A 14,901-nucleotide genomic window follows, 5' to 3' on the forward strand; every position below is an offset into this window, starting at 1 on the left:
AAATAAACAGTTGTTAGAAGCCCCACAACTTATTACTTCACAAATATCCCCTTTAATCCATCGATGACGCTTTGGAAAAAAGTAGGAATGCTTAGTCCGTTGTGGTAATTAAAATATAAGAAAATACAGAAGATGATAAGCGCAATAATAATAAAGCGTTTAAACAGGTAGCCTAACAGGATCAAACCCAACGGTATCGAGAGTAGCAGGATCCAGCTGATCTTAACAGGAGTAAGTTTACTATCGTGTTTATAAATATAGTACAGCATAGGGTGTGTGCCGTTGTCATTCTCGTGCCGTGCGTAAACAAAGCTTGATTTTTGGATTTTATGCCGGTAAAAGGCAGTCCCCTTATCAAAATTCATTTCCTGGCTAAAGCCATTTATTGTAAACGTAAAAATTCCGTTAACTGCTTCCTGGATGGTGCCGGCAGTATCGGTAGCCACAACCGCGATCTCATCTTTAGCAAAGGGATTTTCTTTAATTACAAAGTGGTTTATATTTATCGTATCGGCCACGGCAAAGCCAATTGCCAGGAAGAATATGCAGCAGGTGAGTAATAACTTTTTCATCAAATGGTCAACACTATGATAGCGTGCAATAAAAATAGTGTTTTTTATTACTTGTTAAGTATATAAATGCTCAGGTTAAGCAGCATGGCAAAGCCAACCCATAACAGGTAGGGCACTAAAAGCCAGGCAGCCGTTTTAGTGCATCGGCCAAACCAGTTGATATTTAAAATGATGAACACCAATAGCAAAATGATCACTATCAGTGCAGCGAAAACCTGGTGTAAACCAAAAAAAACGATCGACCATGAAAAATTCAATGCTAGCTGAACTACGTAAATAGCTACTGCAGTTTTATAAGTTGTAGAATTATCCCGGCGTTTCCAGATCAGGTAAGCAGAAATGCCTATCAGGATATAAAGTGTTGTCCAGGCTACAGGGAAAAGCCAGTTAGGCGGAGTAAAGTTGGGTTTGGTTAAGGTGGTATACCAGCCGGTAATTTCTGGGCGCGTAACCATGGAGGCAACACCACCTATGGACAGCGTTATAGCGAGGCTAGTGACAAAAGGTATTAGCTGGAATTTAGTATCCGCGGTTTGGGTGTTCATAGTTTGAATGAAACCTGTGTATTCCTAAAATGTTTAATGCGCGAATGTACCAATCATTTAGTTAAACGCCAAAAGCCGGGCAATTTACCCGGCCAGCTCGTTAAGTTCATTTATAAGTTACCCCGAAGCTCTTGTTCGCGCTCAATAGCTTCAAAAAGCGCTTTGAAATTACCCGCACCAAATGACTTTGCCCCTTTACGTTGAATGATCTCAAAGAAAAGTGTTGGCCTGTCCTCCACCGGCTTGGTGAATATTTGCAGCAGATACCCTTCGTCGTCGCGGTCAACCAAAATACCTAATTTTTCTAACGGACCCAAATCCTCGTCTATATGGCCTACACGGGCGGTTAATTCTTGATAATATGATGTCGGCACGGTTAAAAACTCTACGCCCCGGCTTTGCAAATCGGTAACGGTCTTTACAATATCATCGGTAGCCAAAGCCATGTGTTGAACGCCTTCACCCTCGTAAAATTCAAGGTATTCTTCTATCTGGCTCTTCTTCTTACCCTCGGCAGGCTCGTTTATTGGAAATTTAACATATCCGTTACCGTTACTCATCACTTTACTCATCAGTGCCGAATATTCGGTCGAGATCATCTTGTCGTCAAAAGTAAGAATGTTGCGAAAACCCATGATGTCCTCGTAAAAATTCACCCATTGGTTCATCTTGTTCCAGCCTACATTGCCAACACAATGATCAACATACAGCAAACCGGCTACGGCCGGCTGGTAATTAGTTTGCATGGCCTTATACCCGGGCAGAAAAGGGCCGTTATAATTTTTGCGTTCGATGAACAGGTGTACAGTTTCTCCGTAAAGTTTAATACCGCTGGTGCGTACTTCGCCGTGCTCATCGGTGATGGTTTGAGGCTGTTGAAAAGGCTCGGCACCGCGGCTGGTGGTTTGCTCAAATGCATCGTATGCATCATCTACCCATAACGCGAGGATCTTTACGCCGTCGCCATGCTTTTTAATATGCTCGGAAATGGGGTGATCTGAATGCAGAGGTGTGGTTAATACAATGCGTATTTTACCTTGCTGCAACACGTACGATGCACGGTCACGTACACCGGTTTCCGGCCCCGAATAAGCAAGGTCCTGAAAGCCGAAAGCCGTTTTATAATAATGAGCAGCCTGCTTGGCATTACCCACATAAAATTCCACATAGTCGGTACCGTTAAGCGGCAAAAAGTCGGTTGTGGTCGATTTAGTATCTAATGTTAATGTTTCCATTTTAATTATAAAGTTGTAATTGTTAAAGGGGTCAAATCAGTTAGTAGGGTTGCTTTCGCAACATTATATCACCCAGCTTTTGTAATAATTTCCGTCTTCAATGTTAACGGCGTCTTCGGTTAACATCAGCGGGCGGAAGGGGTCTATCATTACGGCCAGTTCATCGGTAAATTCTTTGCCGATAGATTTTTCTACCGAGCCCGGCGCGGGGCCGTGTGGTATGCCACCTGGATGCAGTGTGATTTGCCCTTTTACCACGCTTTTGCGGCTCATAAAATCACCATCCACATAGTATAGTACTTCGTCGCTGTCCACATTGCTGTGGTTGTACGGTGCGGGTATTGATAGCGGGTGATAATCAAACTTGCGCGGTACAAAAGAGCAGATCACAAAATTGTGTCCTTCAAAAGTTTGGTGCACCGGAGGTGGTTGATGCACCCGGCCGGTTATTGGCTCAAAATCATGAATAGAAAACGCCCAGGGATAATGAAAACCATCCCAACCAATAAAATCAAATGGGTGGGTGCCATAAGTATATGGGTAGATCAATCCTTGCTTTTTGATCAGGATTTTGAAATCGCCTTTTTGGTCAATAGTCTCCAGGTCGGTAGGGCGTTTAATGTCGCGTTCGCAGTAAGGCGAGTGCTCCATCAATTGCCCGTAAGCATTGCGGTAACGTTTTGGCGAACGGATAGGGCTGAAACTTTCTACAATAAAAAGCCGGTTATCCTCGCTATCAAATTCCAACTGATAGATGGTGCCCCGGGGGATAACCAGGTAATCGCCATATTCAAATTTGATCTTACCAAAACCGGTTTTGAGGGTGCCCGTACCTACATGTATAAATATAACTTCGTCGGCCTGGCTGTTCTTGTAGAAATAGTCGGTCATGCTTTTACGCGGTGCTGCTAATGAAATATGGAGATCGCTGTTAACCAAAACAGGTTTACGGCTTTTTAGGTAATCATCTTCGGGTTGGATATTAAAACCAATCAGGCTGGTATGTTTCAGGTGCTTTTCACACGCTATTTTTGGTTCTACCGAGTACGGCTCACCCAATTCTTTTACGATAGTTGGCGGATAGGCATGGTACACCAGCGAGTAAAGGCTCGAAAAACCTTCGGTAGAAACCAGTTCTTCGGCGTAAAGGCTGCCGTCCGGTTTGCGGAACTGCGTATGCCGCTTATGCGGGATAGTCCCTAACGTGTGGTATATAGGCATTGGTAATTGGTTTAAATGTTGGAATGTTTTAAGGTTGTAAAGTTTTGAGAACAACTTAAATCATTAATAATTAAACGATTAAAAGAGAAGGATAGTTTTAAATGAAAAACCGGAAAACATTCCAAGGTTCAACTTTAAAACCCTGCGACAGTATTAGTATTGCGCCAGGACGTTCTTAGCGAGCACAGCATCCCTGAAAGATGAGGCATTACTCATAGAAGTAAGGCCGAGGGAAAAATAAAATTGCTTTTTGATGCTCATCATTGGTAACCAAAATTACGTTATCCAAATTTAATATGCAAGCATAGTTTTGGGTGCAAAAAGTCGCAAAATTTACCAAAGTGTTCACGTTCACAGCCGTGATAGCCTGCAAATTTATATAAACAACTGATAGTCAATGATTACATAAAACGACTACTGACAGAGCGGTGCCACCATTGTTATCAATTAAATAACTATCGGTATAGATAAGGGACCGGGCGAAATAATTGGTTATTCAAAATGGATAGCCTGAACAACTATTCATCAATCAAGTATTTTACTACTTTTGATCACCAATAAAACCATTTGTGAACAAAACTAAAGGTACGTTAATAGGCGGATTGATTTGGATTATTATCACGATAATATATTCAAAACTCTATTCTTTTAATAGTAATTACGAATCGATTGGTTTCCCCTTATATTTTTACAGGACCTTTGTAGGTAAGCCGGGTAATTCAGATCTTATTGCATCAGGGACTGCTTTTAGAATTGATTTTATCCCATTATTAATCGACTTGTTTTCTGCGGCATTATTTATTATTACGCTTAACTTTATCTTAGACAGGCTATTCAAACCGACTAAAACCAATACCTAAATTATGAAATTAGTATCCTATAAAACCGAAGACCGGGAGCATCTGGGCGTTTATATCAATGGCCACATCTATAACCTTAACTCCTGCGATAAGCTGATCCCCGATAACATGAACGATTTTTTGTGGGGCGGCGACGAATTGATGGACCATGCAAAAAAGGTGAACGAAGCTATCCGCTCTGGTAAGATGGAAGCTAAGGAAGAACTGTTTTTTGAGATGATGGCACCTGTGCCGCACCCAACATCCTGCCGCGATGGCTATGCGTTTAGACAGCATGTTGCCGCTGCCCGCCGTAACCGAAAGGTGGATATGATTGCCGAGTTTGACCAGTATCCTATTTTTTATTTTACTAACCATAACGCCATACAAGGCCCCGGCGAGATAACATGCATGGCCGATCATTTTCAAAAGCTGGATTTTGAACTGGAAGTAGCCGTGGTGCTGAACAAGAAGGGCCGCAACATCCGCGCTGCGGAGGCCGACAGCTATATTGCCGGTTACATGATCATGAACGACATGAGCGCCCGAACCCTGCAGATGGAAGAAATGCTGCTGAACCTTGGCCCGGCAAAGGGAAAAGATTTTAGCACCGTTATTGGCCCATGGCTGGTAACGCCCGATGAACTGGAGCAATACAAATCTGAACCTAAGCAAGGCCACACAGGTGCTGCCTACAACCTGGCCATGAAATGCCATGTAAACGGCGTAGAAGTGAGCAGCGGCAATATGGCCGATATGGACTGGACCTTTGCCGAGATCATTGAGCGCTGCGCCTATGGATGTGATGTATTGCCGGGCGACGTGATAGGCTCGGGCACGGTTGGTACCGGCTGCTTTTTAGAATTGAACGGTACCGGTTTGTTAAACGATGCAAATTACCAGCCCCGGTGGCTGCAACCTAACGACCTGGTAGAAATGGACATAACAGGTTTGGGAGTATTGGGTAACATCATTAAAAAGAGCAGCGATGATTTTTCGATTTTAGCACTGAAGAAATAGGCCCCACCCAAACCCTCCCCGGAAGGGAGGGCTTTGAAATTTTCTAATTATCCTTTTTAAGTCTCCCCTTCAGGGGGAGATTTAGAGGGGGCTTATATACAACTATGCTAACTCTCGATATTAAGAACCTCAGCCCTCTTCAGATCCAGTCGTACCTTAACCATGCGGTGGCACCGAGGCCTATTTGCCTGGCATCAACTGTTGACGCCGATGGGAATGTAAACCTAAGCCCCTTCAGCTTCTTTAACCTATTCAGCGTTAATCCGCCTGTGTGCGTGTTTTCGCCATCGCGCAGGGTGAGGGATAATACCACCAAGCACACGCTCGAGAATATTAAACAGGTGCCGGAGTGTGTTATCAACATCGTTAATTATGATATGGTGCAGCAGGTGTCGCTTTCCAGTGTAGAGTATCCGTTAGGCGTAAATGAGTTTGTAAAATCGGGATTGACCGAATTGCCATCGCAATTGGTTAAACCGCCGCGCGTGGCCGAAGCGCCGGTACAACTGGAATGTGTTGTGAGGGAAGTGATTAGTTTAGGGGATACCCCTGGTGCCGGTAACCTGGTGATTGCAGAAGTAAAACTGATCCACCTTAACGAAAATATCCTGAATTCCGACGGCCTTATCGACCAGGAGAAGATCGACCTGGTTGCGCGCCTTGGCGGCGATTGGTATGCCCGCATGACCGGTGCGAATATGTTCAAAGTAGCTAAACCGGTAAGCAGCATCGGGATAGGGGTGGATGCAATCCCGTATGCCATCCGCAATTCGCATGTGCTTACCGGCAACAACCTGGGCCAGTTAGGTAATGTGGAACATTTGCCTGCGGAGGAAGAAATCAATACCTACAGCCAAACCGATGAAATGAAGGAACTATTTGACGCTACCATCGGCGATAGCCAAACGAGAGAACTGCAGCTGCATTTAAAGGCAAAGCAGTTATTAGATAAGGGTTTGGTGATGGATGCCTGGAAGGTGCTGTTAGCGGATTGATAGAATTAATATTATTGTTAAGTTTGATTAAAACCTATCCAACAATCAATGAAAGCCAGTCCGTTAGATAACTTTTTAAAGCCTACAAATATATTTTCAATCGTTGGTATATTCATTCCCGGTTTCACGGCTATCATAATACTATTAATTCAGACGTTAATTAAAGGTGCTGGAATAGAATGCGCATTTTCTTGGACAATATTGTGGACATTTACAGGCTTTGGAAGTATTATTTTGCCAATATATTTCTTTTGGTATATAAGCAATTCACTCTCAGCCATTAAAAAGATTAAAACCTCATTAACTTTCTTTAATATAGCCGAATATACCTTACTACAAGCAACTATAGGAATGTTTTTCTCTGACGGGAAGACGTTGTGTTATGTCACAGATGGCCAAAACGGGATACAGTTTGTTTTTACAGCCTGCTTGCTATCCCTATATTGATAGGCCTGAGTTTGGGTTTTAAAGCCGTCTTGGTAAGAAGAAATTCAATTCTACCATTGCAGGCTTAATTCCAAGAATTGTAAATTGCGCATAAACAATTAACCCTTCCATCTCTTATCTCATTAATGATCGTCAATTATACCGAACAGGGCTGGGAAATTATTACGCAGCGGGCACATGGCGTGCTGGCGGCGCAGGTGGCTATAAACTGGCGTGTAAAAGACCGGCCGGAGCGGTGGACGGAAACCCTCATCGCCATAGCCGATCATGACGATGCCCAAACCGAATTGCAGGACAACGACCTGCTTACCCCGCAGGGTGGCCCGGTTAACTTCGCCATGAAAAAATTTGAGCCGGAACACTGCAGCCGCCTGCATGATTTTTCCGTTTCGAAAAGCCGGTACATCGCTTTGCTTACTTCTATCCACATGTGTTTTTTATATGAGGCAGAGGCCGAAAGCAACCCGCTGGTAAAGCCGTTTTTGTTGGAGCAACAAAAATTGCAGGCAAAGTGGACGGAAGAATTGAAAATTACACAAACAGAAATCAAAAAAGCTTACGGACTGATGGAATGGTGCGATGCATTTTCGCTTTTACTTGCCCAGCATGAAGTACAGCCCGAAAGCCGTGTGATTGAAGTAAGCCAGGGCCCTGACGATCAGCAATACAAGCTTATGCGCAAGCCCAACGGGGCGTTAACAGTGAAGCCCTGGCCGTTCCAGGAAAAAGCTTTTCAATTGACTTTAGAAACCCGCATGCTATCCATCATACAGTTTAAAGGCATCAACCAATTTAAAAAGGAACTGACAGAAGCGGATATAATTGAGAAAGTTTGGAAGTTGGAAAAGTAGCCGCGGCTTAAAACACAATGGTGAGCGCGTTTTTAAAGGCGAGAGGAAGAATAACTTTGCGTTCAGGCGAATCAATGCATAAATGGAAATAACCCCCAGGCTTGCTTTTTGTATTGCAGGTATTCATCGCCAAACTGGCTGGTAAGTGCTTTTTCCTCTATCCGGATGCGCATCAAAAACACCACAATCACTGCGAAAACCACGATCAGCAAACTGTACCAATTATTTAGCGATAAGCCGAAACCGATAAACGTAAGCAATGATGCAGTGTAGGATGGATGCCTGAAATACTTATACAAGCCCTTTTTTATAAGCTGATGACCTTCGCGGATAGTTACATCCACAGTAAAAAACTGGCCCAGGGTACGTACGGCGATAAATCGCATCAGTATGCCAAGGATAATTAATGCAAGACCGGCATAACGCAACCAATCCGGCCCGATAGGCATGGTAAAGCTGGCGGATGTAAACAACGCCGCGGCAATGGCAGCCACCACAATTATCCAGATAATGATCAGCGTATGCCCGTCTATATTTTGCTTGTCGGTTTTATTTGAGCGCAGCATGCGGTTAAGCACCAACTCGGACAGGAACCAAACAACGTAGGCGGCCAGAAAAAGGTTGCTCATACCGCGTTTTTAAATGCCTAAAACCTGTTTCAATTTTACATAGCCGGTTTTGCTTACAGGGATCTTGGCGCCCGATTTTAGGATGGCCAGGTGGCTGTCCTTTTCGTAAGGGTCTAACCGCGTTATCTGGTTAATGGCAATGATATATGACCGGTGTACCCGCACAAACTGGCGCGCATCTAACGACTTTTCAAAAAAAGCCATGGTCTTATTTTTCAGAAAGGCACCCTCGGCCGTTACTACGCTCACGTAGTCGTCATCAGCCTGCAGGTACTCTACATCCTGTACAGATATGATCTTTACCTTAGTGCCTGTTTTAACTACTATGCGCTCATTTTGCCCCGGCGACTGTGCAGCTTCTTCCAGTAAAGGGTTGGTACGGGTTACCGGGGTGGGGCCGGCGGGGGCCTGGGCTAAAAGTTTTTCTATCGCCTTATTAAAGCGCTCTTTACTGAAGGGTTTTAACAGGTAGTCAACGGCGTGGGCTTCAAACGCTTTAATAGCGTACTCATCAAACGCGGTAGCAAATATTACGGCAGGAGGGTTGTCTACCAGTTCCAGCATCTCGAAACCGTTTATCTTGGGCATCTGCACGTCCAGAAAGATCAGGTCGGGCTGGTGCTGCTGAATGGCTTTAAGCCCTTCAAACCCGTCGCCGCATTCCTGCAAAACCTCAATCTGTTTAAAATTCTGCAAATATTCCAATACAACCATCCGGGCCAGGGGCTCGTCGTCAATAATCAAAGCGGTTATCATAACTGCGGTACTTTTATTATGGTTGTAAATATATTATCATTTGCGTGAGTTTCCATCAGGTCGTTGCGTGCAAATATCAAATAAAGCCTGCGCTGTACGCCGCTAAGGCCAAAACCGGTGCCTTTTCTTGGCCTGGAGGTTTTTGGGTCGTAAGGGTTTTGGATCATAATGATCAGATAACCATCTTCAACTTCAGCACGGATGCTCACTGTAACCTCGCCCACCGTATCATATAAACCGAATTTGATGGCATTTTCTACCAGGGGTTGTAACAGTAATGACGGAAGAAGTTTTTCGCCGCAGGCACTGTCGCAACTTATCTCAGTTTGCAGCCGGTGGCCAAAACGTACTTTCTCAATTTCTAAGTAAAGGTTCAGGTGGGTAAGTTCGTCTGTAAGCGGCACCAGCAGCTGGTCGTCTTTTTTTAGCGTGCCGCGCAAAAAGTCCGACAATTGATGGATCATTTTACGGGCTTCGTCAGGCTTAAAACCGATAAGCGCATTGATAGAGTTTAAACTATTGAACAAAAAGTGGGGCTGCAGCTGCTGGCGCAGATTATACAACTCCGCATCACGGGCCAACTTTTCGGCCTCGGTTTTGCGCAGTTCGGTTTTTTTATGGTCAAGCTGCGAATATACCAGCGCGCTGATCATGGCCATCCACCCAATGGCTAAAAATACCGTGAAGTACCTGATGGTTAATGATTGCACCAAAAAGCTTTGGTAAACCTGCCCCATGTTTAACAACGGCAGCAGGTACCGGCAGCCGGCAACGCAGGCCGCAGCGAGGGCAGCACACCATATCAGCAGGTAAATGTAGCTCTCTTTATCGGGCTGGTAGTAGCGCAGGTTGTTGTTGATGAGCCAGCATGCCGCCGATAGCAAAATGCCGCTGAGGGCCGCATCGGTTATCGCAGTATACCACACAAAGCCAAAGCTGTGTATGATATAGGCTTGCAGGGCGGTCCATACCAGCCCCCATATAGAAAAAGCCCCCAGCAATTTGGATTGCGATATTTGTGATGCAGCCAAAGCTTTGTTGTTAAGTTGATTAAATTAATTAATTAATAGCTACGGATATCAACCCCTGCAAATAAAGATACACCCTTAAGTACCAGTACTTTGTTATTATTAATTGCTCCCGGGTTTTTGATCCGTTTATCATCAACCCCGGCAAATATGGCCGACAGATCGGGCACTACCTGCCAGTTGGCAGGCACGATGATCTTAGTGCCGCCAAACACCTGGGTAATATCAATGATCACCCGCCCGTGAATATCTGCCTGGGTAAAATCAAGCTCGGTGCCACCAAAAATGTTGGTGATATCGCCACCCCGAAAGTTTTTTGAAAAAATGGTTTTATTAACCCCGCCAAATATGGCTGTGGCATTTAAGATATCATCATAAGAGTTGGGGGGGATAGCGCCGCCGCCCGGGTTCAATGGGTCAGCAGGGGGCACGTTGGTTGTGTACTCGGCCTCTACATATTCGCTGGTAACCGGGCTGTCTGCAGGTTTTGCCTGGAATTTATTATCCCAGTAATCGGCACCCGCCAAAGGGGTTTCGCGGTTTTTACGCATAATGATCCAGATACCGAAAGCGATGATCATTACCGGCCATATAATGCCGCCTAAGTCAAAGTTAGGGATAGCGTCATCAAGCAAAAAGCCTATGCCTACCAGTACAAGGATGAACCACACCGGCTTGCGCCAGTTATGCTTAGCCCCTGTATAAAGGCCCCACACAATAAGCCACATTGGCCAGCTAAACAGCCAGTGAGGGAAAAAGAAAAAATCTAATTGCTTTACCAGTAGCAGCGCACCTACTACCAGCAATATAACCCCGGCAATAACTTTGCCTTGCGGGGTTTTGGTTGGTTGGTCTATATTGTTGGACATGGTATGTTTAATTTTAATCGTAACCAAAACTAATGTAAGATTACAGATATGCAAACCTAATATTGGTAATAGGATTAAAGAACTCGGTAAGGATGGGAGAATTGTCGGTAAAAAAGGTGGGGTAGTTACCGCTACGGCTTACTAGTGATTAACTTTTTAACCCAAAGCGATATTGACAAAACAGAAAAGACGCGAGGTACGCGTCTTTATAAGTGTGATTTTAAGGTCCTATACCTCCGGTTCCTGCTGGCTCAGGCAGTGAAAGCTCCCCAGCCCCCAGATAATATCTGTTGAATCGATACCAACCACTTTTCTGTCGGGGAAACAACCCTGTATAATGTCGAGCGCCTTATCATCGTGGTGCGAACGATACGTTGGTACAACTACCGCTGCATTACCGATGTAAAAGTTAGCATATGATGCCGGCAGGCGCTGATCTTCATAGATCACCGGCTCGGGCATGGGCAATTCTACAATATTTAGTTGCTTGCCGTTTATTAGGCGCATGGTTTTTAAGGTCTGCAGGTTTTCTTGCAGCAGGTGATAGTTTTCGTCGTTTTTGTTGTGCTCTACAACGGTAACTACAGTATCGGTATTAATAAAGCGGGTAATATCGTCAATGTGGCCGTCGGTATCGTCGCCAACAATGCCATCGCCAAGCCAAAGGATCTGTTCTACACCGTAGTAATTCTGCAGGTAAGTTTCTATCTGCTGCTGGTTTAAATGAGGGTTGCGGTTGGGGTTAAGCAGGCAAGCAGTGGTGGTGAGCAAAGTGCCGGCACCATTAAAATCAACCGAGCCGCCTTCCATCACGATGCCGGGATGATAAACAGGCAGGTTAAACCGTTCGCCTATTTTGGTAGGGATCACATCATCAAGATCATACGGAGGGTATTTGTCGCCCCAGGCGTTGTAACCCCAGTCTACAATGACTTTTTCTTTTGTTTCATAATTCACCAAAAATGCGGGGCCATGATCGCGGCACCAGGCATCGTTAGTGCCAAACTCAAAAAATTCTATTTTGTTCAGATCTACACCTGCCTGCTGCAATTGCTGTTTGGCAAAAGCGGTCATCTGCTCATCAACCACATTGATACGCACCAGCTGACCTTCGGAAATCACTTTTATAAACTCGCAGTATTTTGGATAGATCAACGGCAGTTTACCCGGCCACGACGCTTCTTTATGCGGCCAGCTTAGCCACATGGCAGTTTGCCTGGCCCATTCGGCAGGGAAGTGGAAGTTTTTTAGGTCCGAAAGTCGGGAAGTCCGTAAGTCCGAAAGACGAGAAGAAGAGTTAGATAATTGCATGATTTATTTAAGCGAGTTGCGTAATCCATTTAGCATCGCTAAAATTTCTTCGCATTGTTGATATAGTTTTAGGAAGCTTTGGTCATCGATCAATGCGCGTTTCTGTGCTAAATACAAGCAACTTACAACTTCGATATTAGAGCGCAAAGCATAACCAAGGAATTTATTAAATTCTGCATTTGATTGACCAGTTGAACCCTCCGCAATATTCAGGGCTACTGAATCTGCCGCCCGCTTTATTTGAGATGTCAGAATAAAGAGTTCGTCTTTAGGAAAAGTTTTTGTTAAGTCGTTTACGTCCGAAGATAAATCCACGGCTTTTTGCCAAACTATTAATTTTTCAAACTTAAAACTCATTAATGATTCAATTGCATTTGTCTTTCGGACTTGTGGTCTTTCCGACTTCCGGTCTTTATTTAATCCTCGTCTATCAAACGTTTCGTAATCGGCTGATAGCTGTCTATCCTTCTGTCCCGTAAAAATGGCCAGTGACTGCGGTAATAGTCGGATTTGTTAAGGTCGAGTTCCATTACTATTATTTCCTCCTGGTCGGGAGTGGTTTGATGCATTACCGCACCAAAAGGATTTGCAAAAAATGAACCTCCCCAGAATTTTACACCGGCTTCTTCGCCAACACGGTTCACACTTACTACATAAACGCCGTTAGCTACCGCATGCGATCGCTGGATGGTCTGCCATGCGTTGTACTGCTCTACGTTGGTAGCCTCGTCCTGCGTGGTTGCCCAGCCGATGGCGGTAGGATAAAATAAGATCTCGGCGCCCATCAGCGCGGTGATGCGGGCTGCCTCGGGGTACCATTGGTCCCAGCAGATCAATACACCTATAGTAGCAAATTTGGTTTTGAAAACCTTGTAACCCAGGTCGCCGGGGGTAAAGTAAAATTTTTCATAAAAGCCCGGGTCGTCCGGAATATGCATTTTGCGGTATTTGCCCAGATACTTTCCGTCGGCATCTAAAACCGCGGTGGTATTGTGGTAAACCCCCTGCGCGCGTTTTTCAAACAGCGATGCAATGATCACCACGCCCAGTTCGCCCGCTACGGCCGATAAAGCATCGGTAGATGGGCCGGGGATAGCTTCGGCAAGGGCAAAATTGTCGTAATCCTCTACGTCGCAAAAATACAGCGAAGTAAAAAGTTCCTGTAAGCAAATGATCTGTGCGCCTTTAGCGGCAGCCTCACGTACCTTAACAATTGCCTTATCCAGGTTTTCCTGTTTGTTTGCAGTGCAGGTCATCTGCACAATACCTACTTGTACCTTACCCATAGTGATGAAAATTTGCGCAAAAATACCGTTATTTTAGCGATTAGCGAACAGTGCTTGAATTTTAGTTATGTACCGCGCGTTTAAAATTACTTGCGGCTGATAGCCGGATTGATCTACGATTGGTTAAGTGTTAAGTTTTGTTAACTAATTAGCTGCCGCAAATCAAGTAATCACTAAATTACTACCTTTGCAGCACGATGAAAGACATTGCACAAACCGAGATTGACGAGACGGAACAAGCCGTAAAGCCGAAAACGTGTAAGGATACCGCCTGGAGTATTACCAAGGTAGTGCTTAAGTTTGGCGTCACTGCGGTTCTGTTGTATTTCGTTTTTTTAAAGGTAGATTTTCAGCAGGTTAAGTACCGGCTGGTACATGCCAATTACTGGTGGATGCTGGCCGCACTGGTGGCCTTTTTTATCTCTATCCTAATGTCGTCATGGCGGTTAAGCAGTTTCTTTAAGTCGATACACTTAAAGCTTGATGCCCGTTTTAATTTCAGGCTTTACCTGTTGGGTTTGTTTTACAACTTTCTTTTACCGGGTGGCATCGGCGGCGATGGATACAAAATTTACCTATTAAACAAAACTTATAAATTGCCCGCTAAGCGGGTTTTTTGGGCTATCATGTTTGACAGGTTAAGCGGGCTTTGGGCTATAGGGCTCATTATTGTGGCGCTTATTTTTCTGATCCCGCAGATCGATATCCATATCGGTATACCGCTGGGCGTTTTCATAGGCGGTTCTATCATTTATTATTTTGTAGCTTATAAATTTTTCAGAGAGTACACCCGATTCTTTTTTGCCGCTCATGCAAAGGCGGTAGCCGTTCAAAGCCTGCAGGTATCGGCCATTGTCTTTATCCTGTTAGGGCAAAATTTTACCGGTAAGTTTTCGCCTTATTTACTTTCTTTTTTAATCTCGGCGCTTGCTACTGTTATCCCGATAAGCATTGGAGGCGCCGGCGTGCGCGAAACTGTTTTTACCTGGTTAACCCGGTTTTTCCCAATGGAGAAAAGCCTTACCGTATTTTTGCCCATTACCTTCTACCTGATATCTATTTTGGTTGCATTATTAGGGATTTATTATGTGATCCGCCCAAGCAGGTTAGAAGAAGGTTTAACCAGTGCCGAAGTTAATTTTGAAATTGAAGATAAAAAAGATATTTAATTCTGATAGGTGTTTTCGAGCCGTAATTAACGCCTTAAATTTGTCATTTTATCGGTAGTTGTTAATCTTTACCTAAATCATATTCCTTAGTTTTACGTTTCTTTTCAGTGTAAACCAGCAAGCTAAGT

At 44.4% G+C, this 14,901-nt stretch carries 17 protein-coding genes; 6 read left to right on the forward strand and 11 right to left on the reverse strand.

The genetic code is table 11. From position 1 onward, the window contains the following. Positions 1-32: 32 nt before the first annotated feature. From ACE5CV_RS03075 to ACE5CV_RS03090, 4 genes are all read right to left on the reverse strand, one after another. Complete coding sequence (locus ACE5CV_RS03075; protein WP_374948685.1) at positions 33-572, reverse strand: hypothetical protein; 540 nt, start codon at positions 570-572, stop codon at positions 33-35. A 47-nt stretch (positions 573-619) separates the two neighbouring features. Further along, on the reverse strand, positions 620-1,117 hold the full coding sequence (locus ACE5CV_RS03080; protein ID WP_374948686.1) for a TspO/MBR family protein: 498 nt from the start codon (positions 1,115-1,117) through the stop codon (positions 620-622). 110 nt (positions 1,118-1,227) lie between these two features. After that, on the reverse strand, positions 1,228-2,352 hold the full coding sequence (gene hppD, locus ACE5CV_RS03085; protein WP_374948687.1) for a 4-hydroxyphenylpyruvate dioxygenase: 1,125 nt from the start codon (positions 2,350-2,352) through the stop codon (positions 1,228-1,230). Positions 2,353-2,415: 63 nt separating this feature from the next. Continuing rightward, the gene (locus tag ACE5CV_RS03090; RefSeq protein WP_374948688.1) at positions 2,416-3,573 is read right to left on the reverse strand and encodes a homogentisate 1,2-dioxygenase; all 1,158 of its coding nucleotides are present in this window, start codon (positions 3,571-3,573) and stop codon (positions 2,416-2,418) included. Between the two features lie 569 nt (positions 3,574-4,142). Here ACE5CV_RS03090 and ACE5CV_RS03095 point away from each other — a divergent pair. From ACE5CV_RS03095 to ACE5CV_RS03115, 5 genes are all read left to right on the forward strand, one after another. After that, entirely contained in the window at positions 4,143-4,433 is a 291-nt protein-coding gene (locus ACE5CV_RS03095; RefSeq protein ID WP_374948689.1) for a hypothetical protein, read from the forward strand. Between the two features lie 3 nt (positions 4,434-4,436). Continuing rightward, positions 4,437-5,432, forward strand: a complete 996-nt coding sequence (locus ACE5CV_RS03100; protein ID WP_374948690.1) for a fumarylacetoacetate hydrolase family protein — start codon at positions 4,437-4,439, stop codon at positions 5,430-5,432. A gap of 104 nt (positions 5,433-5,536) precedes the next feature. After that, positions 5,537-6,427 (forward strand): flavin reductase family protein, encoded by an 891-nt coding sequence (locus ACE5CV_RS03105; protein ID WP_374948691.1) that lies wholly within the window; start codon positions 5,537-5,539, stop codon positions 6,425-6,427. Positions 6,428-6,475: 48 nt separating this feature from the next. Then, the gene (locus ACE5CV_RS03110; RefSeq protein WP_374948692.1) at positions 6,476-6,874 is read left to right on the forward strand and encodes a hypothetical protein; all 399 of its coding nucleotides are present in this window, start codon (positions 6,476-6,478) and stop codon (positions 6,872-6,874) included. Positions 6,875-6,999: 125 nt separating this feature from the next. Next, entirely contained in the window at positions 7,000-7,725 is a 726-nt protein-coding gene (locus ACE5CV_RS03115) for a DUF3891 family protein (protein ID WP_374948693.1), read from the forward strand. A 71-nt stretch (positions 7,726-7,796) separates the two neighbouring features. Here the strand turns inward: ACE5CV_RS03115 and ACE5CV_RS03120 are convergent, their stop codons facing one another. The 7 genes from ACE5CV_RS03120 to ACE5CV_RS03150 form a co-directional block, all read right to left on the reverse strand. After that, positions 7,797-8,354 carry a methyltransferase family protein gene (locus tag ACE5CV_RS03120; RefSeq protein ID WP_374948694.1) on the reverse strand — a complete coding sequence of 186 codons (558 nt, stop codon included), beginning with the start codon at positions 8,352-8,354 and terminating at the stop codon, positions 7,797-7,799. 9 nt (positions 8,355-8,363) lie between these two features. Next, positions 8,364-9,110, reverse strand: a complete 747-nt coding sequence (locus tag ACE5CV_RS03125) for a LytR/AlgR family response regulator transcription factor (protein ID WP_374948695.1) — start codon at positions 9,108-9,110, stop codon at positions 8,364-8,366. Next, positions 9,107-10,141 (reverse strand): sensor histidine kinase, encoded by a 1,035-nt coding sequence (locus ACE5CV_RS03130; RefSeq protein ID WP_374948696.1) that lies wholly within the window; start codon positions 10,139-10,141, stop codon positions 9,107-9,109. The genes ACE5CV_RS03125 and ACE5CV_RS03130 overlap by 4 nt, the downstream gene beginning before the upstream one ends. Before the next feature lie 32 nt (positions 10,142-10,173). Beyond that, on the reverse strand, positions 10,174-11,007 hold the full coding sequence (locus ACE5CV_RS03135; protein WP_374948697.1) for a LiaI-LiaF-like domain-containing protein: 834 nt from the start codon (positions 11,005-11,007) through the stop codon (positions 10,174-10,176). Positions 11,008-11,235: 228 nt separating this feature from the next. After that, on the reverse strand, positions 11,236-12,318 hold the full coding sequence (locus tag ACE5CV_RS03140; protein WP_374948698.1) for an agmatine/peptidylarginine deiminase: 1,083 nt from the start codon (positions 12,316-12,318) through the stop codon (positions 11,236-11,238). A gap of 3 nt (positions 12,319-12,321) precedes the next feature. Then, positions 12,322-12,675 (reverse strand): four helix bundle protein, encoded by a 354-nt coding sequence (locus ACE5CV_RS03145; RefSeq protein ID WP_374948699.1) that lies wholly within the window; start codon positions 12,673-12,675, stop codon positions 12,322-12,324. Positions 12,676-12,734: 59 nt separating this feature from the next. Continuing rightward, a complete protein-coding gene (locus ACE5CV_RS03150) occupies positions 12,735-13,604 on the reverse strand; it encodes a carbon-nitrogen hydrolase (RefSeq protein ID WP_374948700.1) in 870 nt (289 codons plus the stop codon). 197 nt (positions 13,605-13,801) lie between these two features. Here ACE5CV_RS03150 and ACE5CV_RS03155 point away from each other — a divergent pair, with 197 nt between their 5' ends. Then, positions 13,802-14,773 (forward strand): lysylphosphatidylglycerol synthase transmembrane domain-containing protein, encoded by a 972-nt coding sequence (locus ACE5CV_RS03155; protein WP_374948701.1) that lies wholly within the window; start codon positions 13,802-13,804, stop codon positions 14,771-14,773. Positions 14,774-14,901 lie beyond the last annotated feature (128 nt).

Origin of the sequence: Mucilaginibacter sp. (assembly GCF_964263795.1) — a bacterium.
Taxonomy (GTDB): domain Bacteria; phylum Bacteroidota; class Bacteroidia; order Sphingobacteriales; family Sphingobacteriaceae; genus Mucilaginibacter.

What these genes read in the sequence shown, in the direction of transcription:
- ACE5CV_RS03075 (WP_374948685.1), bottom strand. Translation starts at nt 572, where the DNA reads ATGAAAAAGTTATTACTCACCTGCTGCATATTCTTCCTGGCAATTGGC.
- ACE5CV_RS03080 (WP_374948686.1), bottom strand. Translation starts at nt 1,117, where the DNA reads ATGAACACCCAAACCGCGGATACTAAATTCCAGCTAATACCTTTTGTC.
- hppD (WP_374948687.1), bottom strand. Translation starts at nt 2,352, where the DNA reads ATGGAAACATTAACATTAGATACTAAATCGACCACAACCGACTTTTTG.
- ACE5CV_RS03090 (WP_374948688.1), bottom strand. Translation starts at nt 3,573, where the DNA reads ATGCCTATATACCACACGTTAGGGACTATCCCGCATAAGCGGCATACG.
- ACE5CV_RS03100 (WP_374948690.1), top strand. Translation starts at nt 4,437, where the DNA reads ATGAAATTAGTATCCTATAAAACCGAAGACCGGGAGCATCTGGGCGTT.
- ACE5CV_RS03105 (WP_374948691.1), top strand. Translation starts at nt 5,537, where the DNA reads ATGCTAACTCTCGATATTAAGAACCTCAGCCCTCTTCAGATCCAGTCG.
- ACE5CV_RS03110 (WP_374948692.1), top strand. Translation starts at nt 6,476, where the DNA reads ATGAAAGCCAGTCCGTTAGATAACTTTTTAAAGCCTACAAATATATTT.
- ACE5CV_RS03115 (WP_374948693.1), top strand. Translation starts at nt 7,000, where the DNA reads ATGATCGTCAATTATACCGAACAGGGCTGGGAAATTATTACGCAGCGG.
- ACE5CV_RS03120 (WP_374948694.1), bottom strand. Translation starts at nt 8,354, where the DNA reads ATGAGCAACCTTTTTCTGGCCGCCTACGTTGTTTGGTTCCTGTCCGAG.
- ACE5CV_RS03125 (WP_374948695.1), bottom strand. Translation starts at nt 9,110, where the DNA reads ATGATAACCGCTTTGATTATTGACGACGAGCCCCTGGCCCGGATGGTT.
- ACE5CV_RS03135 (WP_374948697.1), bottom strand. Translation starts at nt 11,007, where the DNA reads ATGTCCAACAATATAGACCAACCAACCAAAACCCCGCAAGGCAAAGTT.
- ACE5CV_RS03140 (WP_374948698.1), bottom strand. Translation starts at nt 12,318, where the DNA reads ATGCAATTATCTAACTCTTCTTCTCGTCTTTCGGACTTACGGACTTCC.
- ACE5CV_RS03145 (WP_374948699.1), bottom strand. Translation starts at nt 12,675, where the DNA reads ATGAGTTTTAAGTTTGAAAAATTAATAGTTTGGCAAAAAGCCGTGGAT.
- ACE5CV_RS03150 (WP_374948700.1), bottom strand. Translation starts at nt 13,604, where the DNA reads ATGGGTAAGGTACAAGTAGGTATTGTGCAGATGACCTGCACTGCAAAC.
- ACE5CV_RS03155 (WP_374948701.1), top strand. Translation starts at nt 13,802, where the DNA reads ATGAAAGACATTGCACAAACCGAGATTGACGAGACGGAACAAGCCGTA.